This is a genomic window from Microbacterium sp. (assembly GCF_035556355.1).
GTDB lineage: Bacteria > Actinomycetota > Actinomycetes > Actinomycetales > Microbacteriaceae > Microbacterium.
The window spans coordinates 75,589-99,718 of the sequence record NZ_DATMFG010000021.1 but is presented as its reverse complement, the minus strand read 5'-3'; the positions used below and the strand labels follow the sequence as shown (position 1 = coordinate 99,718).

The 24,130-nt window shown below is 70.4% G+C and carries 32 protein-coding genes; 11 read left to right on the top strand and 21 right to left on the bottom strand.

Features of this window, described 5'->3' with window-relative positions; genetic code table 11:
- Positions 1-80: 80 nt before the first annotated feature.
- Positions 81-821 (bottom strand): alpha/beta fold hydrolase, encoded by a 741-nt coding sequence (locus VNR19_RS05060; protein WP_325724532.1) that lies wholly within the window; start codon positions 819-821, stop codon positions 81-83.
- A 41-nt stretch (positions 822-862) separates the two neighbouring features.
- The gene (locus tag VNR19_RS05055) at positions 863-1,825 is read right to left on the bottom strand and encodes an alpha/beta hydrolase (protein WP_325724530.1); all 963 of its coding nucleotides are present in this window, start codon (positions 1,823-1,825) and stop codon (positions 863-865) included.
- A 200-nt stretch (positions 1,826-2,025) separates the two neighbouring features.
- Here VNR19_RS05055 and VNR19_RS05050 point away from each other — a divergent pair, with 200 nt between their 5' ends.
- From VNR19_RS05050 to VNR19_RS05030, 5 genes are all read left to right on the top strand, one after another.
- Entirely contained in the window at positions 2,026-2,802 is a 777-nt protein-coding gene (locus VNR19_RS05050) for an SDR family oxidoreductase (RefSeq protein WP_325724528.1), read from the top strand.
- 21 nt (positions 2,803-2,823) lie between these two features.
- Positions 2,824-3,780: an RNA polymerase sigma-70 factor gene (locus VNR19_RS05045; RefSeq protein WP_325724526.1), complete on the top strand. Its 957-nt coding sequence runs from the start codon at positions 2,824-2,826 to the stop codon at positions 3,778-3,780.
- A 13-nt stretch (positions 3,781-3,793) separates the two neighbouring features.
- Complete coding sequence (locus tag VNR19_RS05040; protein WP_325724524.1) at positions 3,794-4,252, top strand: MarR family winged helix-turn-helix transcriptional regulator; 459 nt, start codon at positions 3,794-3,796, stop codon at positions 4,250-4,252.
- 205 nt (positions 4,253-4,457) lie between these two features.
- Positions 4,458-4,808 carry a sigma-70 family RNA polymerase sigma factor family protein gene (locus VNR19_RS05035; RefSeq protein WP_325724522.1) on the top strand — a complete coding sequence of 117 codons (351 nt, stop codon included), beginning with the start codon at positions 4,458-4,460 and terminating at the stop codon, positions 4,806-4,808.
- Between the two features lie 82 nt (positions 4,809-4,890).
- Entirely contained in the window at positions 4,891-5,649 is a 759-nt protein-coding gene (locus VNR19_RS05030; RefSeq protein ID WP_325724520.1) for an SDR family oxidoreductase, read from the top strand.
- 76 nt (positions 5,650-5,725) lie between these two features.
- Here VNR19_RS05030 and VNR19_RS05025 read toward each other — a convergent pair whose 3' ends face one another.
- Together VNR19_RS05025 and VNR19_RS05020 are read right to left on the bottom strand one after the other, a co-directional pair.
- Positions 5,726-6,076 carry a DUF7882 family protein gene (locus VNR19_RS05025; protein ID WP_325724519.1) on the bottom strand — a complete coding sequence of 117 codons (351 nt, stop codon included), beginning with the start codon at positions 6,074-6,076 and terminating at the stop codon, positions 5,726-5,728.
- A gap of 72 nt (positions 6,077-6,148) precedes the next feature.
- Positions 6,149-6,337: a hypothetical protein gene (locus VNR19_RS05020; protein WP_325724517.1), complete on the bottom strand. Its 189-nt coding sequence runs from the start codon at positions 6,335-6,337 to the stop codon at positions 6,149-6,151.
- 183 nt (positions 6,338-6,520) lie between these two features.
- Here VNR19_RS05020 and VNR19_RS05015 point away from each other — a divergent pair, with 183 nt between their 5' ends.
- The 3 genes from VNR19_RS05015 to VNR19_RS05005 all read left to right on the top strand — a co-directional run bounded on the left by VNR19_RS05015 (position 6,521) and on the right by VNR19_RS05005 (position 9,447).
- Entirely contained in the window at positions 6,521-7,060 is a 540-nt protein-coding gene (locus tag VNR19_RS05015; RefSeq protein WP_325724515.1) for a MarR family winged helix-turn-helix transcriptional regulator, read from the top strand.
- Positions 7,061-7,138: 78 nt separating this feature from the next.
- A complete protein-coding gene (locus tag VNR19_RS05010; protein WP_325724513.1) occupies positions 7,139-8,545 on the top strand; it encodes an aspartate aminotransferase family protein in 1,407 nt (468 codons plus the stop codon).
- A 65-nt stretch (positions 8,546-8,610) separates the two neighbouring features.
- Positions 8,611-9,447 (top strand): zinc-ribbon domain-containing protein, encoded by an 837-nt coding sequence (locus tag VNR19_RS05005; RefSeq protein ID WP_325724511.1) that lies wholly within the window; start codon positions 8,611-8,613, stop codon positions 9,445-9,447.
- Here VNR19_RS05005 and VNR19_RS05000 read toward each other — a convergent pair.
- From VNR19_RS05000 to VNR19_RS04965, 8 genes are all read right to left on the bottom strand, one after another.
- Positions 9,440-10,207 carry an ABC transporter permease gene (locus VNR19_RS05000; protein ID WP_325724509.1) on the bottom strand — a complete coding sequence of 256 codons (768 nt, stop codon included), beginning with the start codon at positions 10,205-10,207 and terminating at the stop codon, positions 9,440-9,442. The two genes, VNR19_RS05005 and VNR19_RS05000, sit on opposite strands and share 8 nt — an antisense overlap.
- Entirely contained in the window at positions 10,204-10,992 is a 789-nt protein-coding gene (locus VNR19_RS04995) for an ABC transporter ATP-binding protein (protein ID WP_325724508.1), read from the bottom strand. Before VNR19_RS04995 ends, VNR19_RS05000 begins: the two co-directional genes overlap by 4 nt.
- Complete coding sequence (locus VNR19_RS04990; RefSeq protein WP_325724506.1) at positions 10,989-11,357, bottom strand: DUF1048 domain-containing protein; 369 nt, start codon at positions 11,355-11,357, stop codon at positions 10,989-10,991. Before VNR19_RS04990 ends, VNR19_RS04995 begins: the two co-directional genes overlap by 4 nt.
- A gap of 1 nt (position 11,358) precedes the next feature.
- The gene (locus tag VNR19_RS04985; protein ID WP_325724504.1) at positions 11,359-11,688 is read right to left on the bottom strand and encodes a PadR family transcriptional regulator; all 330 of its coding nucleotides are present in this window, start codon (positions 11,686-11,688) and stop codon (positions 11,359-11,361) included.
- 177 nt (positions 11,689-11,865) lie between these two features.
- On the bottom strand, positions 11,866-12,156 hold the full coding sequence (locus VNR19_RS04980; protein WP_325724502.1) for a hypothetical protein: 291 nt from the start codon (positions 12,154-12,156) through the stop codon (positions 11,866-11,868).
- Positions 12,143-12,478 carry a DUF7882 family protein gene (locus tag VNR19_RS04975; RefSeq protein ID WP_325724501.1) on the bottom strand — a complete coding sequence of 112 codons (336 nt, stop codon included), beginning with the start codon at positions 12,476-12,478 and terminating at the stop codon, positions 12,143-12,145. The genes VNR19_RS04980 and VNR19_RS04975 overlap by 14 nt, the downstream gene beginning before the upstream one ends.
- A 112-nt stretch (positions 12,479-12,590) precedes the next feature.
- Positions 12,591-12,866, bottom strand: coding sequence for a hypothetical protein (locus VNR19_RS04970; protein WP_325724500.1), 276 nt, complete (start codon positions 12,864-12,866; stop codon positions 12,591-12,593).
- An 85-nt stretch (positions 12,867-12,951) separates the two neighbouring features.
- Positions 12,952-13,299: a DUF7882 family protein gene (locus VNR19_RS04965; protein WP_325724498.1), complete on the bottom strand. Its 348-nt coding sequence runs from the start codon at positions 13,297-13,299 to the stop codon at positions 12,952-12,954.
- A 127-nt stretch (positions 13,300-13,426) separates the two neighbouring features.
- Here VNR19_RS04965 and VNR19_RS04960 point away from each other — a divergent pair, with 127 nt between their 5' ends.
- Positions 13,427-14,449, top strand: coding sequence for a zinc-binding alcohol dehydrogenase family protein (locus VNR19_RS04960; protein ID WP_349255613.1), 1,023 nt, complete (start codon positions 13,427-13,429; stop codon positions 14,447-14,449).
- Between the two features lie 154 nt (positions 14,450-14,603).
- Here VNR19_RS04960 and VNR19_RS04955 read toward each other — a convergent pair whose 3' ends face one another.
- The 5 genes from VNR19_RS04955 to VNR19_RS04935 all read right to left on the bottom strand — a co-directional run bounded on the left by VNR19_RS04955 (position 14,604) and on the right by VNR19_RS04935 (position 18,513).
- Entirely contained in the window at positions 14,604-15,866 is a 1,263-nt protein-coding gene (locus VNR19_RS04955) for a glycosyltransferase (protein WP_325724496.1), read from the bottom strand.
- 10 nt (positions 15,867-15,876) lie between these two features.
- Complete coding sequence (locus tag VNR19_RS04950; RefSeq protein WP_325724494.1) at positions 15,877-16,371, bottom strand: hypothetical protein; 495 nt, start codon at positions 16,369-16,371, stop codon at positions 15,877-15,879.
- 137 nt (positions 16,372-16,508) lie between these two features.
- Positions 16,509-17,261, bottom strand: a complete 753-nt coding sequence (locus VNR19_RS04945; protein WP_325724492.1) for an ABC transporter permease — start codon at positions 17,259-17,261, stop codon at positions 16,509-16,511.
- Positions 17,258-17,971 carry an ABC transporter ATP-binding protein gene (locus VNR19_RS04940; protein ID WP_325724490.1) on the bottom strand — a complete coding sequence of 238 codons (714 nt, stop codon included), beginning with the start codon at positions 17,969-17,971 and terminating at the stop codon, positions 17,258-17,260. The genes VNR19_RS04945 and VNR19_RS04940 overlap by 4 nt, the downstream gene beginning before the upstream one ends.
- Positions 17,971-18,513, bottom strand: a complete 543-nt coding sequence (locus VNR19_RS04935) for a TetR/AcrR family transcriptional regulator (RefSeq protein WP_325724488.1) — start codon at positions 18,511-18,513, stop codon at positions 17,971-17,973. The genes VNR19_RS04940 and VNR19_RS04935 overlap by 1 nt, the downstream gene beginning before the upstream one ends.
- A gap of 155 nt (positions 18,514-18,668) precedes the next feature.
- Between VNR19_RS04935 and kynU the strand changes: the two genes are divergently transcribed.
- On the top strand, positions 18,669-19,943 hold the full coding sequence (kynU, locus tag VNR19_RS04930; RefSeq protein WP_325724486.1) for a kynureninase: 1,275 nt from the start codon (positions 18,669-18,671) through the stop codon (positions 19,941-19,943).
- A gap of 23 nt (positions 19,944-19,966) precedes the next feature.
- On the opposite strand, the gene VNR19_RS04925 is transcribed toward kynU, so the two are convergent.
- The 4 genes from VNR19_RS04925 to VNR19_RS04910 all read right to left on the bottom strand — a co-directional run bounded on the left by VNR19_RS04925 (position 19,967) and on the right by VNR19_RS04910 (position 23,395).
- A complete protein-coding gene (locus VNR19_RS04925; protein WP_325724484.1) occupies positions 19,967-20,353 on the bottom strand; it encodes a group I truncated hemoglobin in 387 nt (128 codons plus the stop codon).
- 60 nt (positions 20,354-20,413) lie between these two features.
- Complete coding sequence (locus VNR19_RS04920; RefSeq protein ID WP_325724482.1) at positions 20,414-21,118, bottom strand: DivIVA domain-containing protein; 705 nt, start codon at positions 21,116-21,118, stop codon at positions 20,414-20,416.
- A gap of 11 nt (positions 21,119-21,129) precedes the next feature.
- Positions 21,130-22,272, bottom strand: a complete 1,143-nt coding sequence (locus VNR19_RS04915; RefSeq protein WP_325724480.1) for a globin domain-containing protein — start codon at positions 22,270-22,272, stop codon at positions 21,130-21,132.
- A gap of 199 nt (positions 22,273-22,471) precedes the next feature.
- Positions 22,472-23,395, bottom strand: coding sequence for a S1C family serine protease (locus VNR19_RS04910; protein ID WP_325724478.1), 924 nt, complete (start codon positions 23,393-23,395; stop codon positions 22,472-22,474).
- A 150-nt stretch (positions 23,396-23,545) separates the two neighbouring features.
- Here VNR19_RS04910 and VNR19_RS04905 point away from each other — a divergent pair, with 150 nt between their 5' ends.
- Positions 23,546-24,118: an NADPH-dependent FMN reductase gene (locus VNR19_RS04905; protein ID WP_325724476.1), complete on the top strand. Its 573-nt coding sequence runs from the start codon at positions 23,546-23,548 to the stop codon at positions 24,116-24,118.
- The last annotated feature ends 12 nt before the right edge of the window (positions 24,119-24,130 follow it).

The window sequence follows — 24,130 nt, the reverse complement described above, 5'->3', positions numbered from 1 at the left end:
CCGGTCTTGGACAAGGCGCATGCGGTGAAGGCGGTGTCCCGGGGGCCGGACCGTACCCCGGGACACCGCCGGGCCTGGGGCTACGCCGCGCTCGCAGAGACGCTCTCGACGTACGCGCGGCCCGCGGCGGCGATCGTGGCCACGACCGCATCGGGCTGCGACACGCTCAGCGCATGCGACGCGCCGGCGATCTCCGTGGTGCCCTGCGATCCGGCGCGCTGCGCCCCGGTGCGGAACACCGCGACCGGGATGTTGCGGTCCTGATCCCCGAACACGTGCCACGACGGGATGCGCTTCCACCCGGGCTCGCCCGGCAGCCCTTCCGCCAGCGCCGCCTGCGTGACCGGACGCTGCGTGGCAGCCATGAGCGCCGCGACGGATTCCGGCACGTCCGCGCAGAACTGCGCGTGGAAGGCCTCGGGGCGGATGACGAGCTCGGGGCCGCCGTCTGCCACGGGGTACGCCGCGACCGCGTCGCCGAGCGTGCTGCCCGGGGCGCTCGTCGACAGCGTGAACGCGCTCTCGCCGGTGTCGGGTGCGAACGCCGAGACGTAGACGAGACCGACGACCTGCTCGTTGCCGGAGGACGCCTCCGTGATGACGAGTCCGCCGTACGAGTGGCCGACGAGCACGACCGGTCCGTCGATCGACGCGATCACGTCGCGCACGTACTGCGCATCGCCCGAGAGGCTGCGCAGCGGGTTCGCGACGGCGACCGCGCGGACGCCCTTGGCCTGGAGCCGCTCGATGACGCCGTTCCACGACGCCGACTCGGCGAAGGCGCCGTGGACGAGCACGATGGTGGGCTTGCTTTCGGACATGGTTCTCTTCTCTCTGTGTGATGGGGATGGGATGAGTCGGGTCACGCGGGGACGATCACGCGTGCGAACGCCTTTCGCAGGACGTGGATCGCCTGCTCGATCGCCGCGGTCGTCGCCGCAGACGTGCGCAGCGGGTTGAGCATCATGAAGTCGTGGATCGTGCCGTCGTAGCGCACGAGCGTCGTGCGCACGCCGGCTTCGATGAGGTGGCGCCCGTACTGCTCGCCCTCGTCGCGCAGCACGTCGTTCTCATCGACGATGAGCAGCGTCTCGGGAAGCCCCCTGAGCTCGTCGATCGGGGCACGCAGGGGCGACGCCGTCTGGTCGCGGCGGGCCGTGGTATCCGGCAGGTAGTTGTCCCAGAACCACGCCATCGCGTCGGCACGCAGGTGATAGCCCGCGGCGAACTCGCGGTAGCTCGCGGTGTCCATCGCCGCATCCGTCACCGGGTAGTACAGCGACTGGTGCACGAACGACACGTCGCCGCGCTTCTTCGCCAGGAGCGCGACGACGGCGGCCATGTTGCCCCCGACCGAGTCGCCGGCGATCGCGAGTCGTGACGCGTCGAGCCCCTTCGTCTCGCCGTCGGTCGTGACCCAGCGGGCTGCCGCGTACGCCTGCTCGATCGCGACCGGATGCCGCGCCTCCGGCGATCTCGTGTACTCGACGAACACGACGGCGGCGTCGGCTCCGACAGCGAGCTCGCGCACCAGTCGGTCGTGCGTGCCGGCGTTGCCGAGCACCCAGCCCCCGCCGTGCACGTACAGCACGACCGGCAGGGCTCCCGCCGAGCCGACGGGCTTGACGATGCGGACGGGCACGTCGCCGATTTCGGCGGGCACCGTGATCCACTCCTCGTCGACGCCGGGCTTGTCGACGGGACCCGCCTGGACCTCATCGAGCAGCGCGCGGGCGCCGTCGACGCCCCGCTCCACGAGCGACGGCGGCTGCGCGGCGGCGTCGGCGAACGCGCGCGCCTCGGGTTGGAGAGTGTGTTCGGGCATGTCGATTCCCTTTCTGGAGTGCAGCTCGCTGCGGTCCGGCGTTCACCAGAGACGACCGCACGGATGCTGTGCGTGTGACCGGTGCGGCCGATGTCGGCCCTCACCGCGCGTCGTCGTCACGAAACGGTCCGCTGTCTTGTCAGCCCTGCATGAGCCGGTGCGCTCCCCGCCACCGGACCGGACCGAGCAAGGAGAAGATCATGAAGATCACCGTCATCGGAGGGACCGGCCTCATCGGGTCGCGCATCGTGACGCAGCTGCGCGGAGGCGGACTGGAGGTCGTGCCGGCGGCACGTGCGACCGGCGTGAACTCGTACACGGGCGAAGGCCTCGAAGAGGCCCTCGACGGGGCGGACGTCGTCGTGGACGTGTCCAACTCGTCATACACCGACGAGGCCGCCGCGCGGGAGTTCTTCTACGCGTCGACGCTGAACCTGCTCACCTACGGCGCCGCCGCGGGTGTGGGCCACCACCTCGCCCTCTCGGTCGTCGGCACGGACCGGCTCGCGCGGGCGGAGGGCGGCTACTTCCAGGCGAAGGACGCGCAGGAGAGGCTCATCGTGGAGTCAGGGCGGCCGTACTCGCTCGTGCGCGCGACGCAGTTCTTCGAGTTCATCCGCAGCATCACCGACAACGCGAGCCGAGGCGGCATCATCCGGCTCGCCGACACGCGCATCCAGCCGATGGCCGCCGACGACGTCGCGGCCGCCGTCGCGGAGGTCGCGCTCGGGTCACCGGTGTACGGGACGGTCGAGTACGGCGGCCCCGAGATCTTCGACCTCGCCGATCTCGCGCGACGCGAACTGCGGTTCCGGCACGACGAACGCGAGGTCGTCGCCGATGCCCTGGGGACCTACTTCGGAGCGTGGCTCGGGCCCGACGATCTGCTGCCGGACGCCGACGCGCGCATCGCCCGGATGCGCTTCGCCGATTGGCAGATCGGCTCGAATACTATTTCCCCTCTTTCTATTAGCTAGCACACGATGTAATCTGCTCGCATGAACACCGGACCGGGGGGCGCCGCCCAGATCGACGCCGATGCCCTGGGGCTGTTCGAGCACGCACGCGGTCGCCTCTTCGGCATCGCGTACCGCATGCTCGGCAGCGCCGCCGACGCGGAGGACGTCGTGCAGGAGACGTGGTTGCGCTGGCAGCAGTGCGACCGCGCCGCCGTGCGCGAGCCCGAAGCATTCCTCGCCACGACCGCGACCCGGATCGCGATCAACGTCCTCCACAGCGCGCGCGTGCGCCGCGAGACCTACATCGGGCCATGGCTGCCCAGTCCCGTCGACACCGCCCACGACCCGACGCTCGGCGCGGAGCGCGGCGAAGCCCTGCGCCTCGCGACGCTCCTGCTCATGGAGCGCCTGGGGCCCACGGAGCGGGCCGCCTACGTGCTGCGCGAAGCGTTCGACTATCCGTACGCCCGTATCGCCGAGATCGTCGACACGACCGAGGTCGCCGCCCGGCAGCTCGTGAGCCGCGCCCGCAAGCACCTCGCGGCCGGCGGCGGGCGGGCGGTCGCGGCATCCGCTCATCGCCGGTTCTTCGAAGCGTTCCTGCGCGCCGCACGCGGCGGAGACGCGGAATCGCTCGAGGTCCTTCTCGCAGAGGACGCGGTGAGCTACACCGACGGCGGCGGCGTCGTGCGCCGCACGGCGCGCCGGCCGATTCTCGGCAGGGAGAAGCTCGTGCGATTCCTCCTCGGGGTCTCGCACTGGTTCTGGGGCGATGTCTCGATCGAGATGATCCAGGTGAACGGCCTCGCGGCCGCGCTGCTCCGACGCGCTGATCGCATCTTCGCCGTGCTGACGGTGACGATCGAGGCGAACGCCGTCAGTCAGATCATGTGGATGATGAATCCGGCGAAGCTCGCCGAAGTGGTGAGTGCCCACGAGCACCGCCGAGATGCAGTACCTAGCGCGCTAGTGAATAGCGCACTCGTCACTTCCTGATACCGTTGGAAGGGTGACGGATGCCAAGACCGAAGCCCCACCCGCCGTGCCCCTCGCCGACATGGTGTGCTTCAACCTGCACGCCGCCTACCGGGCCGTGACGGCGGTCTACCGCCCACTGCTCGAACCGCTCGGAGTGACGTACCCGCAGTACCTCGTTCTCGCGATGCTGTGGGAGTACGGCGACCTCACGGTCGGCGACCTCGTCGCACGCCTGCAGTCCGACTACGGCACGATCACACCGCTGGTCAAGCGAATGGAGAAGCTGGGGCTCGTCGCCCGCACGCGCAACCCGCGCGACGAGCGCTCCGTCACGGTGTCGCTCACGCCCGACGGCGATGCGCTCCGCGTCCACGCGCCCGGCATCTACCAGGTCATCACCGAGACCTTCGGCTTCACTCCCGAGAGGGCGGATGCGGCCCTCGAGGTCCTTCGGTCGATCTCGGCGCGCGTCGACGCGACAGACGACTGACCGCCCCCTCGGAGCGCCGTGTCACAGATCGGCGCTCCACCCGGTCAACGCTGTCGAGCGGGGCTTCGGGTCGACGCATCCGTCTGCCCTGGCTCAGGAAGGCGGCACCCATGCCCGAGTACGTCACGATGGGCGAGGGATGAGACCGTGGCGCCGGACGCCGTGGCCCCGTCGCACCGGACGAGAGCACATACGCACGAGGCGGATGCGCGCCACCGTGCGCACCGCGCAGGAGGCGTGGCAGTGCGGTGACGCCGTCGCGCTCGCGCGGTCGCTCACCCGCGACGCACTGGTGCTCGTCGACGCGGGCGACCGCATCGCGGCGCCGGTGCGCAGGGCGACCGGAGCCGCCGTCGTCGCAGCGGCGATGGTCGCGCTGACCGAGGCTCTGCCTGTCAGCTCGATCGTCGAAGCCGACGTGAACGGCGCACCCGGGCTCATGCTCCTCCACGAGAAGCGGGTCGTCGGGGTCGTCGGATTCGACATGCGCGGCCGCGCCGTCTCGCACGTATGGATGGTCGTCAACCCCGCGAAGCTCACGCACTGGAACGGATGAGGGCGAAGCGGTCACACGCGCGGCATCCGGTCTGTCTTAGCTTTCGGGCGCACACGGCTCCCCCACGGAGAAGGGCACGAACATGGCAACGATCGTCGTCATCGGCGGAACCGGGCTCATCGGCTCGAAGGTCGTCGCGAAACTGCAGCGGCACGGACACGATGCCGTCGCCGCCGCCCCGAACACAGGCGTCGACACCATCACCGGCGAAGGCGTCGCCGAAGCGCTCGCCGGCGCGGACGTCGTCGTCGACGTGTCGAACTCGCCGTCGTTCGAGGAGAGCGCGGTGCTCGAGTTCTTCACGACCTCCACCAGGAATCTCATCGCCGCCGAGGAGGAGGCGGGGGTCGGGCACCACGTCGCGCTCACGATCGTCGGCACCAACCGTCCGCAGCACATCCCGTACTTCCGCGCGAAGGTCGCGCAGGAGAACCTCATCCGCGAGTCGGGCTTGCCCTACTCGCTCGTGCACGCGACGCAGTTCTTCGAGTTCGTCGGAAGCATCGCCGACATCTCGACCGACGGCGACACCGTGCGGCTGCCCGGAGCCCTCGTGCAGCCCATCGCCGCAGAAGACGTCGCGACCGCGATCGCCCGCACCGCGGTCGGCGAGCCGGTGAACGGCGACATCGAGATCGCCGGCCCCGAGCAGTTCGGCATGGACGAGTGGGTGCGGCGAGGCCTCGCGTTCCGCCGCGACCCGCGCACGGTCGTGCGCGACGACGGCGCGCCGTACTACGGCGCCACGGTCGACGAGCGCACGCTCGTGCCGGTGGACGGCGCGCAGCTGTTCCAGACGCGTCTCGACGAGTGGCTGCCGGCGAACCCTCCGCGCGCGTGATCCGCGCACAGGGCGAGTCGCCACGACGAGCTGCCCTGCACAGCACTTCGTGGCGACTCGCCGTGGGCGGTCGAGGTCAGGCCGCGACCGCGACCTGTGATCGGATGTCGATGGGCTCGCGCAGCTCTTGCTCGCTCGCCCACTCGATCATCATTCCGCCCGAGCCGGCGGCGGCGTTGGCGAGGGTGCGGAGGCAGTCGGGGTCGAGCGTCTCGGGCTCGGCGCTCGCGAAGACGAACCGGAGCGGGATGGCGGGCTGCATCCAGACGCTGGTGCGCCCGGCGGGGCCGTCATCGGGGTGCTTCCACGTCATCGTGAAGCTCTCGTTGCGACGAAGCTTCGTCGTCGCGACGACCTTGACGTGAGCGAGGATGCGGTCCGGCATCTCGATCGGCTGCGCCTCGGCTCCGTAGTAGAGCAGTCCCATCGATCGTTCCTTTCGGGTACTGGGTTGGTGGGTGGTGCTGGATCTCGGTGTCGTTGTCGCGGATGCGTGCGCTCACGCGGCGTTGTCGCAGTGACGACTCAGCCGCCGGCGGTGCCGCCAGTCCGCCATGAGGTCGGCGAAGCCGCCTCGCCCGATCGGACGCGGCTGCGGCACGAGTGCGACGCCGAGCGCGTGGGGGAAGACGGGGATCACCTCGGCCCCATCCGCCACGCGCTCTCGGGTGTGCTTGTTCATCGTCATGTCCGCGCCCTTTCTGTTCGCTAGTAAATTACTAGCCAGGCAACTAACCATTTGTCAATCCCAGTAAATAAGTATCTCGGCAAGTGTGCAATCTATTGGACGTCTCGCCGCCGAACCCATATGATGGGTGAGCGCGTCCCGAGCACCCAGCCGAGTCGTGGAGGAGCAAGTCGGAGAATTCCCATGCCGCAGACCGTCGTACGCCATGAGAGCGAGCACCTCTACGCGGAGCGCCCCCCAAAGAGTCCAGAGGGCCGGGCGCTCGCCGAAGCGGTGCTGCATCTGCGTCGCGCCGAGCGCGTGCAGGCCGACCGTGCGCTCGCGGTGTCGGGGCTGTCGAACCTCGACCTCACCGCGCTCCGCTACCTCGTGCAGGGCTACCGAGACGGGCGCGACCTCAGCCCGAAAGACCTCATCGTGATGCTCGACACGTCGAGCGCGACCGTCACGAACGTCGTCGACCGCCTCGTCCAGCGCGAGTACGTCACGCGTGTGCAGCACCCGCACGACCGCCGCGCACACTACCTCGTGCCGACCGAGGCGGCGATCCACTGCGTCGACGACGCCTTCGGCGCGCACCACTCGACGCTCGTCTCGGTGATCGACGGACTCTCACCCGACGTCGCCAAGACCACGGCATCCGTCATCTCGCAGATCGCCGAGGCCCTCGACCAGCTCGCGGCGGCTCAGCTGCGCCCGCAGGCCGACACGCCCACCGCGTGAGGCTCGCCCCGCCGAGGCTGTAGAAGCGGCACTCCCCCGGCCCTAATGTGGGCACAGGACGCACCACGGGGAGTGCCGATGACCACGAAAGACCACACCCACGCCCGCGAGACCGGCAGCCTTACCGCGCTGCAGCAGAAGGCTCGCGACCACCTCTGGATGCACTTCTCGCGGCAGTCGACGATGGACTCGGGCGTGCCCGTCATCGTCCGCGGCGAGGGCCATCACATCTGGGACGAGTCGGGAAAGCGCTACTTCGACGGGCTCGCCGGACTCTTCGTCGTCAACGCAGGACACGGCCGGCGGCGGCTCGCGCATGCGGCGGCCAAGCAGGCGGGAGAACTCGCGTTCTTCCCGATCTGGTCGTACGCGCATCCGGCGGCGATCGAGCTCGCGGCGCGCCTCGCCGACTACGCACCGGGCGACCTCAATCGCGTGTTCTTCTCGACAGGCGGCGGTGAAGCCGTCGAGACGGCGTTCAAGCTCGCGAAGCACTACTGGAAGCTGCGCGGCAAGCCCACCAAGCACAAGGTGATCTCGCGCGCGGTCGCCTACCACGGCACTCCGCAGGGCGCGCTCGCGATCACGGGCCTGCCCGCGCTCAAAGAGATGTTCGAGCCGGTCACGCCCGGCGGCTTCCGCGTGCCGAACACCAACTTCTACCGCGCCGCCGACGTCGGAGCGCCCGCCGACGATCTCGAGAAGTTCGGACGCTGGGCTGCCGACCGCATCGAGGAGATGATCCTCTTCGAAGGACCCGACACGGTGGCCGCCGTGTTCCTCGAGCCCGTGCAGAACGCGGGCGGGTGCTTCCCGCCGCCTCCCGGCTACTTCCAGCGCGTGCGCGAGATCTGCGACGCGCACGACGTTCTGCTGGTGAGCGACGAGGTCATCTGCGCCTTCGGGCGCATCGGGCACATGTTCGCGTGCGATGCGTACGGGTACGTCCCCGACATGATCACGTGCGCGAAGGCCATGACGAGCGGATACGCACCGCTCGGCGCGACCATCCTGAGCGAACGCGTGTACGAGCCGTTCGGCACGGGCGACACGAGCTTCCCGCACGGCTACACGTTCGCGGGGCATCCGGTCTCGGCCGCCGTCGCCCTCGAGAACCTCGACATCTTCGAAGAGGAGAAGCTCAACGAGCGCGTCCGCGAGAACTCACCGCTGTTCCGCTCCGCCCTCGAGCGCCTGCTCGACCTGCCGATCGTGGGCGACGTACGCGGCGACGGCTATTTCTTCGGCATCGAGCTCGTGAAGGACAAGTCCACGCGCGAGACGTTCAACGAGGAGGAGTCGGAGCGCCTCCTGCGCGGCTTCCTGTCGAAGGAGCTCTTCGAGGCGGGTCTGTACTGCCGCGCCGACGACCGCGGCGACCCTGTCATCCAGCTCGCGCCGCCGCTCACGATCGGCCCGGCGGAGTTCGACGAGATCGAGGGCATCCTGCGCGACGTCCTCACGAGGGCGGGTCAGCTGCTCTGACACCGTCGCCGTGGACGAACCGGATGCCGCCACCGGCGTCCGAGGTCCGCGCTACGTTCTGCGCCATGGCGGAGAGGGTCGAGCTGTGGTGGGCGCGCCGCCAGTTCTCGCGCGGCGCCGAGGTGCCCTACGCCGTGGGCACGTACCGCGAGGCATGGGCGTCCTTCCCGATGCTCGTGCGCCAGTACCATCCCGAGCTCAACGCGGGGATCGTGCTGTCGCAGATCCCGCCGGCGGCCGACGTGCTTCTGCTGTGGCAGTGCGAGGCCGGGCACCTGTTCGCGGCGACGCCCACCGAGCAGCGCAACCGCCCGGGTCAGAAGCGCAGGCGGTCGGCGTGGTGTCCCGAGTGCTCGCTGCAGGCTGCGCCACCGCGCATCCGCCGACCCGACGATCCGCCGGCCCCGGTCCCACGGCCCCGGGCGAAGCCGCGGCGACGCGTCTGCGACAAGACGCCCGATCTGCCCGTGGGCGAGGCGTTCACGAGCGAGTGCGCGCCGGCACCGGCATCCGCCGTCGAGGCCACGCTTCGCGCCGACCTGTTCGCCCGGCTCCCGCTCACGCAGGGGCTCAACGCCGTGCGCGTGAGCCGGCCGTTCTTCGACCATCTCGAGGTGTGGCCCGATATCGTGCTGGCGGAGCTGCGCGTCGCGATCGAGTACGACAGCCCGGGCCGGTTCGGCCTCGAGCACGTCGGGCCTCGCGAGGAGTCCGATCGCCGCAAGGACCGCCTGCTGCGCAGCGCGGGGTGGGAGGTCGTGCGGATCCGCACGGGCAGACTCGAGAAGCTCGGCCCGCACGACCTCCAGTTGTCGAGCCTCGGCCGCAAAGGCGTCGATCGGATCGTGGACGCCCTTCGCGGCATCCGCGGTCCGATCATGGTCGACGCCTATCTCACCTGATGCGGCGGCGGTAGATCGCCATCGACGCGATGTACGCGACGGCGAGGATCCCGACGAGCCAGGCCATCGCGATCCAGATCTCACCGCCGACCGGCTGACCGGCGAACAGCGCCCGCATCGTGTCGACGATCGAGGTCACGGGCTGGTTCTCGGCGAACCACTGCACGGGGCCCGGCATCGACTCGGTCGGCACGAACGCCGAGCTGATGAACGGCAGGAAGATCAGCGGGTACGAGAACGCGCTCGCCCCGTCGACCGTCTTCGCCGTGAGCCCGGGGATCACGGCGAGCCACGTGAGCGCGAGCGTGAACAGCACGAGCATGCCCGCCACGGCGAGCCACCCGCCGACGCCTGCTCCCGTGCGGAAGCCCATGAGCAGCGCGACGCCGACGACGATCGCGAGCGAGACGACGATCGACACGAGCGACGTGAGCACGTGTGCCCACAGCACCCCGGACCGGGAGATCGGCAGCGACTGGAACCGTTCGAAGATCCCGCCTTTCATGTCGAGGAAGAGCCGGTACGCCGTGTAGGCGATGCCCGACGCGATCGTGATGAGGAGGATTCCGGGCAGCATGTAGTCGATGTACGACCCCTTCGAGGCACCCGTGTCGATCGCCCCGCCGAAGACGTAGACGAACAGCAGCATGATGGCGATCGGCGTGACCGCCGTCGTGATGATGGTGTCGGGGCTGCGCAGGATGTGGCGCAGCGACCGGCCGGTGAGCACCGCGGTGTCGCCGATGGCGTGGGCGGTCATGATTCCTTCCTTCCTGAGTCCTCCTCACCCGTGAGGGCGAAGAAGACGTCTTCGAGGCTCGGCTGCTTCTCGACGTATTCGACCTTCGCCGCGGGCAGGAGCCGCTTGAGCTCGTCGAGGGTGCCGTTCACGATGATCCGACCTTCGTGGAGGATCGCGATGCGGTCGGCGAGCTGCTCGGCCTCTTCGAGGTACTGCGTCGTCAACAGCACGGTCGTGCCGCCGCGCGCGAGCTCGCGCACCGCCTGCCACACCTCGAGGCGCGCTTCAGGGTCGAGGCCCGTGGTCGGCTCGTCGAGGAAGATGACGGACGGCTCGCCGATGAGGCTCATCGCGATGTCGAGCCGGCGCCGCATGCCACCCGAGTAGGTCGCGGCCTTGCGGCCGCCGGCCTCGGTCAGCGAGAAGCGCTCGAGCAGGGCATCCGCGACCCCTCCCGGATCGGCGACATGGCGAAGCCGCGCGACGAGCACGAGGTTCTCGCGTCCCGTCAGCACTTCGTCGACGGCGGCGAACTGTCCCGTGAGGCTGATCGCACCGCGCACCTCGGCCGGACGGTCGGCGGTGTCGAAACCGCCGACCGTCGCGCTGCCCGAGTCCGCTTTCGCGAGCGTGGAGAGGATGCGGATGGTCGTGGTCTTGCCTGCTCCGTTGGAGCCGAGCAGCGCGAAGATCTCGCCCCGCTCGACCTCGAAGTCCACGCCGCGCAGAACCTCGACGTCGTCGTAGGACTTCCGCAGGCCCTGGACGCGGATGGCTGGGGCTTCCGTGATCGTCGCGGTCATGATCCCTGCTCCTTCACCGCGTCGTCGATCGCCTTCGTCAGGCGGACGCGCTCCTTGTCGATCCACCGCCGGCCCGTGTACGACTGGGCGAAGGTCTCGGCGAAGTCGACCGGATCGTCGCCGACGATGTCGCGCACCGCGGTGCCGTCAGCCGCGGCGCGCTCCCACAGGTCGGCGAGGTCGCCGAACATCGTGACGAGCGTGTCGCCGTCGACCATTCCGCCGTAGTACAGGAAGTACCGGTGGAGGGCCTTCGCGGCCGTGCGATACGGGGCGGGCAGGGCTTCGATGCGAGCGAGGCTCTGCTTGTACTGCTTCTTCTGCTCGAGCGACCCCGTGAGCGCCTCGATCCATTTGGCGGCCATGTCACTCTCCTTCCTTGCGGAGCTTTTCCAGTCGGTCTGCGAGGAAGCTCCACGTCCTCCAGAACTCTTCGAGGTACTCGTGACCCCGGGCGTTGACGGAGTACACCTTGCGCGGCGGGCCCTTCTCGGACGGCACCTTCTCGACGTCGACGAGCCCGCGCTGCTCGATGCGCACGAGCAGGGCGTAGATGGTGCCCTCGGCGATGTCGGTGAACCCCTGCTCCCGCAGCCACGCGGTGATCTCGTAGCCGTACGCGGGCCGCGAGGCCAGCACCGCGAGCACGATGCCCTCGAGAATGCCCTTCAGCATCTCGGTCGCCTGCTTGCTCATCGCACCCTCCGTCGGTACTCAGTAACACTTGGTACCGGTAGATAGTAACACTGAATACCGCCGCGTCTCTTCCCGATTCCGGAAAGATCGACGGATGCGGCGCCGCGCGCCGGGCGCGACGAAGGGCCGTCGAGCTGGATCGCTCGACGGCTCGTGCGGGGAGTCAGGCCGGCGCGCTCACCGAGGCGGCGACGACCGTGTCAGTCGAGGGGAGATCTTCTCAGTCGAAGGGGGGGTCGTGCGGCCGCCGCGGTCGGGCTCCTGATCGCCGGGGATCGGGATCACCGCGATCGGCACGCCGGCCGTGATCAGCAGGAGGGCGTCACGGCGGAGCCCTTCGCCGTCGTTCACGCGCAGCCAGTGGGCACCGCGCTTCACGCCCTCCGCGATCTCGTCGAGGATCTCCTGCGGGTCGCGGCCGCCGACGCTGTAGAGCTGCCCGCCGTAGACGATGTCAATGCGCTTCATCGGTCAGCATCCGCTCATCCGCCGACTCCGCCGGCTCGGGGACGACATACAGCCCCGACGGCGAGTTCGCCGTGTAGCTGAGCGCGTCGATCCACGCGCGGTTGAGCGCGGGCTTGCGGCTTCCGTAGAACTTGTAGACGAGGGAGGCCTGCGGATGGATCCAGATCGTGGTGCGCCCGTCGCCGATGCTCGGATCGTCGCGCCACGTGAAGTGGAAGCCCTCGCCGCGCCGCAGCTTGCTGCCGATGACGAGCTGCAGGTGCGCGAGCACGCGGTCCTCGAAGTCGACCTTGATCGACCCCTCGTAGATGAACTTGCCCATACCGGTGCTCCTCCTCGGCGGCCGTCCTTCAACGGTCCGCGCTCGCGCACGCCGACACCACGCCCTTGACACTCCCGGGGCCCGGGGCTACGGCGGAGGCATCCGGCTCTGGTCAGAGGTCTTCGGGCGCGAGATCGCCCTGACCCTCCTCGCCCAGCTCCGCCACGAGCGGGTCGTCGCCCTGCGTGTCGGGCTGATCGCCGAACGCCTCCTCGGTCTGGGCGTAGCCGCCCTCGCCGGCACCGCGGCCGTCCGTGTAGCGACCGGTCTCGCGGTCCACCTCGTCACTCGACGCGGCCAGCTCGTCCTGGAACTCGCCTCCCGCCAGCGTGTCGGGCTCGTCGGCGCCTTCGCCGCCGGCACCCAGGTCCTCTTCGCGCTCGTCCATGTCACGCTCCTTTCGCGTCACTCGCACCGTCTCACGCGGCGCGCGAGTCGACGGGGGGCTTGACACGGCGAGACGGATGCCGCGCCTACCCCGGCGCGTGCACGTGGCCCTGCGTGAAGGTGTCGTCAGGCTCGTGGTCGGCGGGTTCCGGAACGACGTGGAGTCCACCCGGCGAGTTGGCCTCGTGCATGAGGACCTCGAGCCACAGGCGGTTGAGCGACGGCGCCCTGCTGCCGTAGTAGCGGAAGATGAGCGACGCGTGGGGATGGACCCAGATCGTGGTCCGGCCGCTCCCGAGGCTCGGATCCTCGCGCCAGCTGAAGAAGAACGCCTCCGAACGGCGCAGCTTCGTTCCGATGACCGTCTGGAGGTGGAGAAGGAGGCGGTCGTCGAAGTCGACCTTGACGGTCGTCTCGTAGGTGAACTTGCCCATGGCGGGCTCCTCCGGCGACCGGCGAGGGGTTTGCGGTCGCCTGCTCCCATCGTGGCCCCGATCGGCGTCGCTGTGGGATGGATCGCACGCTTTTCTCACGCGATGCATGGCGCGCACAATGGTGCGTATGGCTGCTGTGCCCGCCACGATGCGCGCGTGGGTCGTCGCGCGGCCGGGCCCGATGGAGTCCGACCCGCTCGACTGGGTCGAGCTGCCCGTCCCGCGTCCGCGTGACGACGAGCTGCTGGTGCGCGTGACGGCGTGCGGGGTGTGCCGCACCGACCTGCACGTGAGCGAGGGAGATCTTCCCGTGCACAAGCCCCGAGTGGTGCCCGGTCACGAAGTCGTCGGCGAAGTGATCGACGCGGGCGACGCGGTGGCGGGCTTCCGCGAAGGCGACCGCGTCGGGATCGCGTGGCTGCGGCGGACGTGCGGCGTGTGCCGGTTCTGCCGGTCGGGCCGGGAGAACCTGTGCCCCTCGTCGGAGTACACCGGGTGGGATGCGGACGGCGGCTATGCCGAGTACGCGACCGCGCCGGCCGCCTATGCGTACCGCTTGCCGGATGCCGACGACGTGTCGATCGCGCCGCTGCTGTGCGCGGGCATCATCGGATACCGCGCCCTGCTGCGCGCGGAGCTCCCGGCGGGCGGGCGGCTCGGGCTCTACGGCTTCGGCGGCAGCGCGCACCTGTGTGCGCAGGTCGCGCTCGCCGAGGGCGCCCGGGTGCACGTCATGACGCGCGACGCCGCCTCGCGGGCGCTCGCGCTCAAGCTCGGCGCGGCGTCGGCCCAGGGCTTCTTCGATCCTCCACCCGAGCCGCTCGACAGCGCGATCCTCTTCGCGCCCGTCGGCGACGTCGTGCCCCATGCTCTCCGGGCACTCGACCGCGGCGGAACGGCCGCGGTCGCCGGCATCCACCTCACCGACATCCCCTCGCTCGTATATGAAGACGAGCTCTTCTACGAGAAGCAGCTGCGCAGCGTCACCTCGAACACACGGGCCGACGGGCGCGCGTTCCTCGAACGCGTCGCACGGTACGGGGTAACGGCGACCGTGCATCCGTACCCTCTGTCGCACGCAGCGCAGGCGCTCAGAGACCTCAAGGGCGGGCGGTTCGACGGCGCCGCAGTGCTCGTGCCCGACGGCTGAGCTGCGCCGAGCTCCGCGGGAGAAGGTCCCGAGTCACTCTCATCATGCTCGTCGCGGGTCCGCGGCTCTGACGTTCGGGCTCCGGCTCGTGATCGTCGTGCTCGGGGTGTTGGATCAGCGGCGGCCGGCCGGCGCCCGCTGAACCCGGCGAACGCTACGGGGACAGGGACGAGGTCCGCGACTCGATCCCCTCGAGGACGCGCACGGCCTCACCCGTGCCGTCCTCGTTCGAGAGCGCGTCGGCGATGCGCGCCGCGCTCTCCCGGTAGTCCTCGTTCGTCGCGAGGTCGCCGAGAGCCGCGGCGAGCTCGTCGGCCGAGAGGCGGCGCAGCCGCAGCGGCTCGGGACCCGCGCCCAGGTCGCGCACGCGGTCGCCCCAGAAGGGCTGATCGACCAGCACAGGGCAGATGAGCGTCGGCCGTCCGGCGCGCAACCCCGCGGCCGTGGTGCCAGCTCCTCCGTGATGCACGACCGCCGCCACACGCGGGAAGAGCCAGTCATGCGGCACCTCTTCTACGACGTGGACATCGTCGTCCGCCGGCATCCGCACCGCACCCCAGCCCTTCGATACGACGGCCCGGATGCCCGCCCGGCGCACCGCTTCGAGGATGATCTCCCCGCGACGCTCCGCGTCTCGCGCGAAGCCCATGCTCCCGAACCCGATGTAGACGACGGGTCCTCGTTGCGCGAGGAATGCGGCGAGCTCGGCCGGCGGAGTCCACTCCCGCAACGGCGGGCGCCACCAGTAACCCGCGATGTGCGCGGAGTCGGGGTAGTCGGCCGGTCGCGGCACGACGTGCCGGCTGAAAGCGTAGAGCACCGGCATCCGCTCGCCGTCCGGCGTGTGCAGATAGTCGCTGAACCTGCTCGTGCGCCGGAGTCCGAGCATGTCGGTGCGGAAGCGATTCACCATGCCTCCGTACGCGAGACCTGCGGAGCGGTTGAACGCGTACGTCGCGCGGTTCAGCCGCCGGCCCAGCGGGCGCGACACGACGGGAATCGGGAACGCCGAGGTGGGGGTGAGGAACGGGAGAGGGAGCGACGCGACGGCGGGAACCCCGAGACGCTCGGCGATGTGCGGCCCGCCGAGGGTCTTCGGGTGCGCCACCACGACGGTCGGCTCGAACCGCTGCGCGATCGCCCACTGCTCGCCGAGCGACACGCGCATAGCCGCCGACATGCGGCGGGCCAGCGACAGAGCCTCACGGGGCCCGGTCGACTCGCCCATGCCGGCACGCATGACGTCGTCCATCTCGGTCGCCATCGGCTCGAATCGCACCGCGTCGGGGACGGTGTCGCGGTACGCCTCGGGAGCGCCGAGCGCGACGTCATGCCCCTCGGCGGCGAGCCGCTCGGCGAGGGCGGCGAACGGCGCGATGTCGCCGCGGGTCCCGACCGTCAGGATGAGGACGCGCATCGCCGGTGCCTCAGCAGAGCTCTCGCGCTGCGGCGGCGTGGATGGACGAGTCCACGATGTCGGTCCACCCGAGTGCGACGTCGCCGGCGACGCCGGCCGGAGTCGCGATCGCCTGCGTGACGCGCCGTTCGAGCGTGTCGGCGTCCTCGCATCCGGTGACGTCCAGCAGCACGACCTCGACGTATCGCCCCCTCGCGCGCTCGAGCTCCGCGTGCAGGCGAGCGGCCGCGCGGGCGGCCGTCGCGAGGCATCCGCCCGCCGGAACGACCCCGCCGTGCGAATACGCGACGAAGACGTGCGCGAGCTGCGGATGCGCCGCCGCCACCGCGGCCACGTCACGGCAGTGAGCGACCAGCCGCTTCTGCGCGTCGCGCTTCGACGTCGCGTCCCGCAGGTCGGCACCCCACACCACCGCGCGCGGCGGCTCGAGGCCCGAGGCCTGCGTTGCGGCGAGCTGCTGCAGCACCGGCAGCAGATCGCCCCGGACGATGAGCTGTGCACCCATGGCCTGCCTTTCGGTCACATGTTCACGAACGTGCCGACCAGACTTCCCGGCTCACCATCGCCCCGGTTGGGACTGCTTCACGATACGCCCGCTGGAGGACATGCGAGGCGAACACGCGGGCGCGCCCGGGACCCCGATCAGCGGTCGAGCTGCAGGCGCCGCCACACGACGACCGTCGCGACCGCAGCGACGGCACCCACGCCCGCCGTGAGCGTCAACTGACCGGCCGACACGGACGCCCCGCCCGGCATCGCCCATAGGGCCGGCGCGGCGAAGGGCATCCAGCCGCCGGAACCCGAGAGCACACCGACCTGCGTCACCACCAAAAGCCCGACTGCTGAGCCGACCGCCGCGAGGAGGGATCCCGTGATCGAGGCCACCCACACGACAGGGAGGACGGCGATCGCGGTGAGCACGACGAGGATGGGGATGCGTGCGAGCGCCGCCCACTCGCCGGGTGTCGGCACACCGAGTCCGAGCACCGAGCCCGCGATGAGGAGCAGGGCGAGGATCAGGACGGCGGCGGCGAGATTCCACAACCCGAGCACGGCGATCTTCGCGATCGCGATGCGCCCTCGCGACACCGGAAGCGCGAAGAGACGGGAGACGGTGCGATCGGCGAACTCGCGGGCGAAGATCCACGCGGCGACGACCCCGCTCGCCACGAACCCGCCCGCGCCGGTGATCTGCGCCGCGGCCGACACCAGCCCCGCCCAATCGACGGTGACTGAGGACCCGAGCTTCGCGATGAGCTGCGTGTCGCCCGAGCGCGCGATGGTGATGATCACTGAGCACAGAGTCGTCACCCCGCCCACGTACGCGACGATCGTGATGATCCCCACGAGCGAGCGCACGGTCTTGCCGGCCTCACATCGGATGGCGGCGATCATGACGCCCCCAGCGCGATGTCGTCGCGGCGCACCCGGTCGAACAGCGCACGCTCGAGGTCGCCGGATCCCGGCTCCAGCTCACCGATCAGCCGGCCCCTGTTCATGACGACGATGCGGTCTGCGATGCGCGCGACCTCATCGAGATGATGACTGCTCACGAGGACCGCGGCTCCTTCTGCCTTGCGCTCGACGATGCGATCCCGGAGCAGCAGGATCCCGGAGGGATCGAGTGCATTGCCCGGCTCGTCCAGCACGAGGACGCCGGGTCCGTGCTGCAACGCCATCGCCAGCGCCGCCCGCTGCCCGTTTCCGAGCGACAGCTGCGAGGCCCGCCGGTCGGCGAACCGCTCGAGCACGAGGTCGGCGATCGACGATTCGACCACGGATGCCGCGACTCCGCGCATCCGCGCAGCCAGCAGCAGGTTCTGACGCACGGTGAGCTCCCCGTAGAGCGCGGGTCCGTCCACGAGGTGGCCGACATCGCGCCAGGCCGCGGCTGCAAGCCTCTCGACGGGCACTCCCCCGATCTCCACCGTGCCGGAGTCGGGCCGCAGCATCCCGAGAGCCAGCTTGAGCAGCGTCGTCTTGCCTGCTCCGTTCAGCCCGACGAGGGCCACGACCTCACCCGACCCCACCGTGAGGGTCAGATCCTGCACACCGGGGTCCGTCCGGAAGCGGCGCGACACGGCCCGCAGGGAGAGCGAGCCCATCATCGTCCGCCCAGCACGTCGAGGGCGTCGCGGATCGCGGCGCCGAGGTCACCCGCCTGCGACGACGCCCACAGCAGAAGGGCTTCGTTGAGACCGGCCACGACGGACGCGGCGATGACGGATGCCTCGTGCGGCGCGATTCCGCGCCCTTCGAGCGCCTCGCGGATGGCGCTGACAGTCGCGGCGCTCCCGTCGGCGAGGGCGGACCGCAGGGACGGCGTCGACGCGACGACAGCCAGCCGCTCGCGAACGGCCGCGGCATCCGGCTGTTCCACGGCCCGCCACGCGTCGGCGATCCCTCGCACCGTCGCCTGCCACGGTCCTTCGTCCGCCGGACGGCGGGCGATCGCCTCGGCGATGAGCGGGTCGTACGGATCGTCGACGAGCACAGCGGCCTTCGTCGGGAAATGCCGGAAGAACGTCATCTCGCTGACTCCGGCGCGCGCGGCGATCTCGGCCGCGGTCGTCGCATCGAACCCCTTCGCCGCCGACAGCTCGAGCGCGGCGGCGAGGAGTCGACGGCGGGTGTCGGCCTTGCTCATCCACAGGATGTTAGTCACTAACATTCTGTAGCGGCAAGTCGGTGTGCGAGCGGCTCCTCAGGCGACAGCAGTTATCCTTACCCGTCGGGCGAGCGACCCGGCGACGACGCCGTTCGTCGTTCCGCCCCGACTTTCAGCGAACGGATGCCCCGACCATGACCGTCCCCTCGTTCGACGCCGGACGCCTCGACCGCGACACGTGCGCGGCGCTCGACGCGGCCGATCCGCTGGCACCCTTCCGCGAGCGCTTCGCCCTGCCCGAGGGCGTGGTCTATCTCGACGGCAACTCGCTCGGAGCGCTCCCGCGCGACACCGCGGCACACGTGCAGCGGGTGATCTCCGAGGAGTGGGGATCCGGCCTCATCCGCAGCTGGAATGACGCCGGATGGTTCGACAAGCCGCGCACGGTGGGCGACATGATCGCCCCGCTCATCGGCGCCGCGCCGGGCGAGGTGGTGATCGGCGACACGACGTCGGCCAGTCTCTTCCAGACGACGGTCGCCGCGGCCCGCATGCGCCCTGATCGGCACGCGATCGTGTCGGAACGGGGGAACTTCCCCACCGACCTCTACGTGCTCGAGAGCGTGCAGGCCCTGCTCGGAGGTGACACCCCGCTCGAACGCAGGCTCATCGCCGACGACGGCCCCACGCTCGACGACGTGCTCGACGACGATGTCGCGGTCGTCGTGCTCACGCACGTCGACTACCGCACGGGCCGCATGTACGACATGGCCGATGTCACGCGGCGCGTCCACGACGCGGGTGCGGTCATGGTGTGGGATCTGTGCCACAGTGCGGGCGCGGTGCCTGTGAACCTCAACGAGGCGGATGCCGACTTCGCAGTCGGCTGCACCTACAAGTACCTCAACGGCGGCCCCGGCGCCCCCTCGTTCCTGTGGGCGGCCGGGAGGCACCACGCCGCCGCCCGCCCGGCGCTCACCGGGTGGAACGGTCACGCCCGACCCTTCGACTTCGCCGTCGATTACGCGCCGGCACCGGGGATCACGCGATTCCGGGTGGGAACGCCGCAGGTGCTCGCGATCTCGGCGCTGGAGGCGAGCCTGCGCCTTTGGGCCGAGGTCGACATGGCGCGGGTGCGCGAGAAGAGCCTGCGGCTCACGGCGCTCTTCATGGCACTCGTCGACGAGCGCCTCGCGCGATGGGGGCTCGAGGTCGTCACACCGCGCGAGCCGTTGAGGCGCGGCAGCCAGGTGTCGGTGCGGTTCGCCGACGGCTACGCGGTCATGCAGGCACTCACCGAGCGCGGCGTCATCGGGGACTTCCGCGCACCCGATCTCATGCGGTTCGGCTTCGCTCCGCTGTACGTCTCGCACGTCGATGTGTGGAACGCCGTCGCAGCGCTCGAAGACATCCTCGGGACCGAGGTCTGGCGCGAGCCCAGGTTCGCACGCCGCGCCGCCGTCACGTGACGGCGCGGCCGCAGCGGCGGCGATCAGGCAGCCGAGGCGTCCGCGACGACCTGTGCGCGCAGGGGCAGGAGCGCCCCGGCGACGGTCTGGATGGTCTCGTCGTCGACGCCCGCTTCTGCGAGTGCGGTGGCGGCGTGCTGGATGACCCGGTCGAAGTCGGCGTCGGTGATGCCGCGGCCGGCGTGCGCCGCGTCGATGTCACGACCTCGGTACCCGTCGGGACCGCCGGTGGCGACGGCGAGGAACAGCGCCATGTGGCGCTTCTGCTCGACCATGTCGGTGCCGGCGAAGAACGGTGCGAGGGTCTCATCGCCGATGATGTGCCGGTACAGGTTGTCGACGACGGCGGCGATGCCGTCGCCCGCGCCGAGGCGTTCGTACAGTGTGGTCGATGCGCTCGTGTCGGTCATGGGTGCTCCGATCGTGGTGGGGTGGGGGGATGCCGGCACGGGGGCGCCGGTGGGTCGGGGTCAGAGTCCCTGTCGGCCATCGCCGTTCGGGCTGGGACTGCTCACGAAGGAGGAGCGCCGGTTGGACGGCGGCGGCACCGTCTCCTCGCGCGCACCGCCGGTGCCGAGGCGTCCGAGCTCTCGTTCGATCGACTCGAGCAGCGAGTGCACCTGTGCCGTCGCCATGCGCGCGAATTGGCGGGCCCTGACGACCTCGTCCGCCGATGCCGGGCCGGCGGCGAGCAGGTCGTCGGTCGCGAAGGCTGGCGCCGGCGGCTGGTCGAACGTCCACACCGAGGGCGTTGCGGGCGCTCCGGCCGGTGCGCCGGAATCGACAGCCGTCGCTTCGGCGGAGGGGCGCACGCCCGACTCGCGCTCGATCGAGTGTGCGACCTGCTGGGCGCGCTCGACGATCTCGCGGTATTGGTTCCGGGCGGTCTCGATGAGGTCCTTCGAGTACGATTCGGCCTCGGCGACCGCGTCGTCGGCGATGCGCTGCGCCTGGCTCAGCAGCAGCACCGCGCGACTCGAGATCTCGTTGTCTTCGGAGCTGAGGCTCGCGGTGAGCGCCTCGTTCTCGCGACGGGCGACCTCCAGGGCGTCGGCGGCGGCGGCCAGCAGCGAATGGACTTCTGCCCGGCTGTATCCGTCGGTCTCGCGAGAGAAGGATGCACCGCGCAGCAGTTCCGGGGTGATCGGCGCGGATTGGGTCCCGGTCATGATCATGTTGCCCTCTCCTAGATGCCCATCCCGACGCGCGGCTGGGCGAGTTCTCGGGAGCCTGCCTGACTGCCCGATTCGCTGACGTCCTGGCTGTAGGGGTCTTCGTACTTCTCACTGCGGATGCGGTCGGGCTCGAGCCCCGCGGAGCGGAGCGCCGCCGCCGTGTGCTCGACCATGCGCGGCGAGCCGCACACCAGCGCGGTGCGGCCGTGCCACGGCCCGTCCGCCGCCGCGACGTCGCCGACCAGCCCGCGGCGTCCGGGGAAGGACGGATCGTCGGACACCACGAACTCCGTCTCGAGCCACGGCGCGCCGTGAAGGCGCTCGAGCTCGGGCTTGGCGTAGAACCCCCACGGATGCCGCACCCCGTGGTACAGCGCGACGTGCGGGCCGATTCCCGTGGTTCGGTGTCGCTCCGCGATCTGATCGAGGATCGCCAGCATCGGGGCCATGCCGGTGCCGCCCGCGACGAACAGCAGGTCGGGCCACTCGCGATCCGGTGGGAGCGTCAGCCGCTCGCCGATGGGCGGGCCGAGCCGCACACGATCACCGGGCTTGACGTCTCGCAGCAGCGCACCGCTGACCTGGCCGCCCGCGACGAGCTGCACGTGGAAGTCCATCGTGCGGTCGGCGCGCGGAGCGTGCGCCGGCGAGTAGTACCTCCACTGCCGGGGCCGCTGCGGGATCTCGAGAGTGACCGACTGGCCGGGTCGGTACTCGTAGTCGTCGTCGACGCGGATCGTCACCGTGCCGATGTCCATTCCGCGACGCTCTGTCGCGACCACCTCGGCCCCCCACGTCGCGGGCTGCGACTCGGCCGCCTCGGCGGCGGTGATCATCGTGGTCGCGATCAGGCCGTACGCCTCGGCCCAGTCCGATGCGAGCTCGGGCGTCCACGCGCTCCCGAGGAAGTGCTTGAGCGTCGCGAGAAGCGACGCCCCCACCGCCGGATAGTGGTCCGCGAGCGCGCCGAACTTGCGGTGATCGCGGCCGAGGTCTTCGATGTACCCGACCACCTCCGGGAGGTTGTCGACGTTGCTGACCATGCGGCCGAGGGCTCTGACCAGCCGGTCGCGCTGCGTCGCCATCGTGACGGGGAACATGTCGCGCACCTCGGGGTGCGCGAGGAAGAGGTGCGCATAGAAGAACCCGGGCACTGCGTCCCCGTGCGCCGAGACTTGAGCCCAGGTTCGCTTGAGCGCATCGATATCCACGCGCGAGGTATCCAATCCGTCGGGGGCCGGGTTGATAACGGCCGACGCTAACGGGTTCCCGCAGCGGGTTACAAACCGATAACGGCGTGTCCCCGCCATTTCTCATGCGCCTCTCATCGAGCGCGCACGAGGTGGGCGGGACTCACGAAACGCGGAGCTCCTCAGGCTCGACGACGACGTCGACCAGGGCTCCGTTGCGCCACACGGTCATCTCCATGCGCCGCCCGATCGCGGCCTCGACCATGCGCCGCTGAAGGGCCGTGGGATCCGCGATCGCGGCGCCGTCGAGCGACAGCACGATGTCGCCCGCGCGCGCTCCTGCCAGCGCCGCCGGGCTTCCCGGCACGACCGACACGACCTGCATGCCGACCTTCGCCCCCGCCTTCGCCGCGACGTCCGGTCCGAGCGGAACCGTGGCGCCCGCGATGCCGAGCCACGCACGTCGCACGCGGCCGTTCGTGCGCAGCGCCTGGATGATCTCGCGCGTCGTCGCATTGATGGGCACCGCGAGCCCGAGCCCGATGCCGGCGACCGCCGTGTTCACGCCCACCATGCGCCCCGCGCTGTCGGCGAGCACGCCTCCGCTGTTGCCGGGGTTCAGTGCGGCATCCGTCTGGATCACCTCGTCGATCACGCGCCCGGCGCGGGTCGGCAGCGAACGCCCGAGTGCCGAGACGATGCCTGCCGTCACGCTGCCGGAGAGCCCTCGCGGATTTCCGAGCGCGACCACGAGCTGGCCGACGCCGAGGGTCGACGCGTCGCCCAGCCGCACCGGCGGCGGGGTCTCGCCCTCTGCACGGAGCACCGCAAGGTCCGACAGCGGGTCGGCGCCGATGACGGATGCGGGCACGACCGCGCCGTCCGGGAACGCGAGCTCCACGCGGCTCGCGCCGTCCACGACGTGCGCGCTCGTGAGCAGGTTCCCGTCGTCGTTGATCACCGACGCGCTTCCCGCTCCCATGCCCTGCCGCGTGCGCACGCTCACCGCCGCGAGCGAGGGCAGCACCGTCTGCGCGACGCGCATCACGGTCGACGAGTACGCGTCGAGAGCCTCTCGATCGTCCACGTGAACAAGTGTCGACCTGACCCGGCGGCCGCGGCCCGAGTTCGCGCACGGCGGAAACACGTTCGGGCGTCGAGCGCAATGGGGTTCCCAGGGCGCGGCCGGCGACGGACGCTGTACCCGGCAGCAACGGTCTCGAAGAACGGAGCCACCATGGCCGGATACAGAGTCGGATACTTCGTCGGCAGCCTCTCGTCGACCTCCATCAACCGGATCCTGGCGAAGGCGCTCATCCGCCTCGCGCCGCACGATCTCGCGTTCACGGAGATCCCCATCGGCGATCTGCCGCTGTACAGCCAGGACTACGACGACAGCTACCCGCCGGAGGCGACGGCGCTCAAGGACGCGATCGCGGCGTCCGACGCGGTGCTGTTCGTCACGCCGGAGTACAACCGGTCGATTCCCGGGGCGCTCAAGAACGCGATCGACTGGGCCTCGCGCCCGTGGGGACAGAACTCGTTCGACCACATCCCGGCCGCCGTCATCGGCGCCTCGATCGGCCAGATCGGGACGGCGGTCGCGCAGCAGAGCCTGCGGGCGGTCCTGAGCTTCTGCAACGCGCGGCAGATGACGGCGCCCGAGGCGTACATCCACTTCACGCCCGAGGTCTTCGCGCCCGACGGCGAGGTGCTCGCCGAGGACACCGCCGCGTTCCTGCGCGACTTCATGGCGGAGTTCCGCGATTACATCGAGCGCGTGCTCACCGTTCTGCCGCGCTCGGCGTAGCCGGCCCGGCCC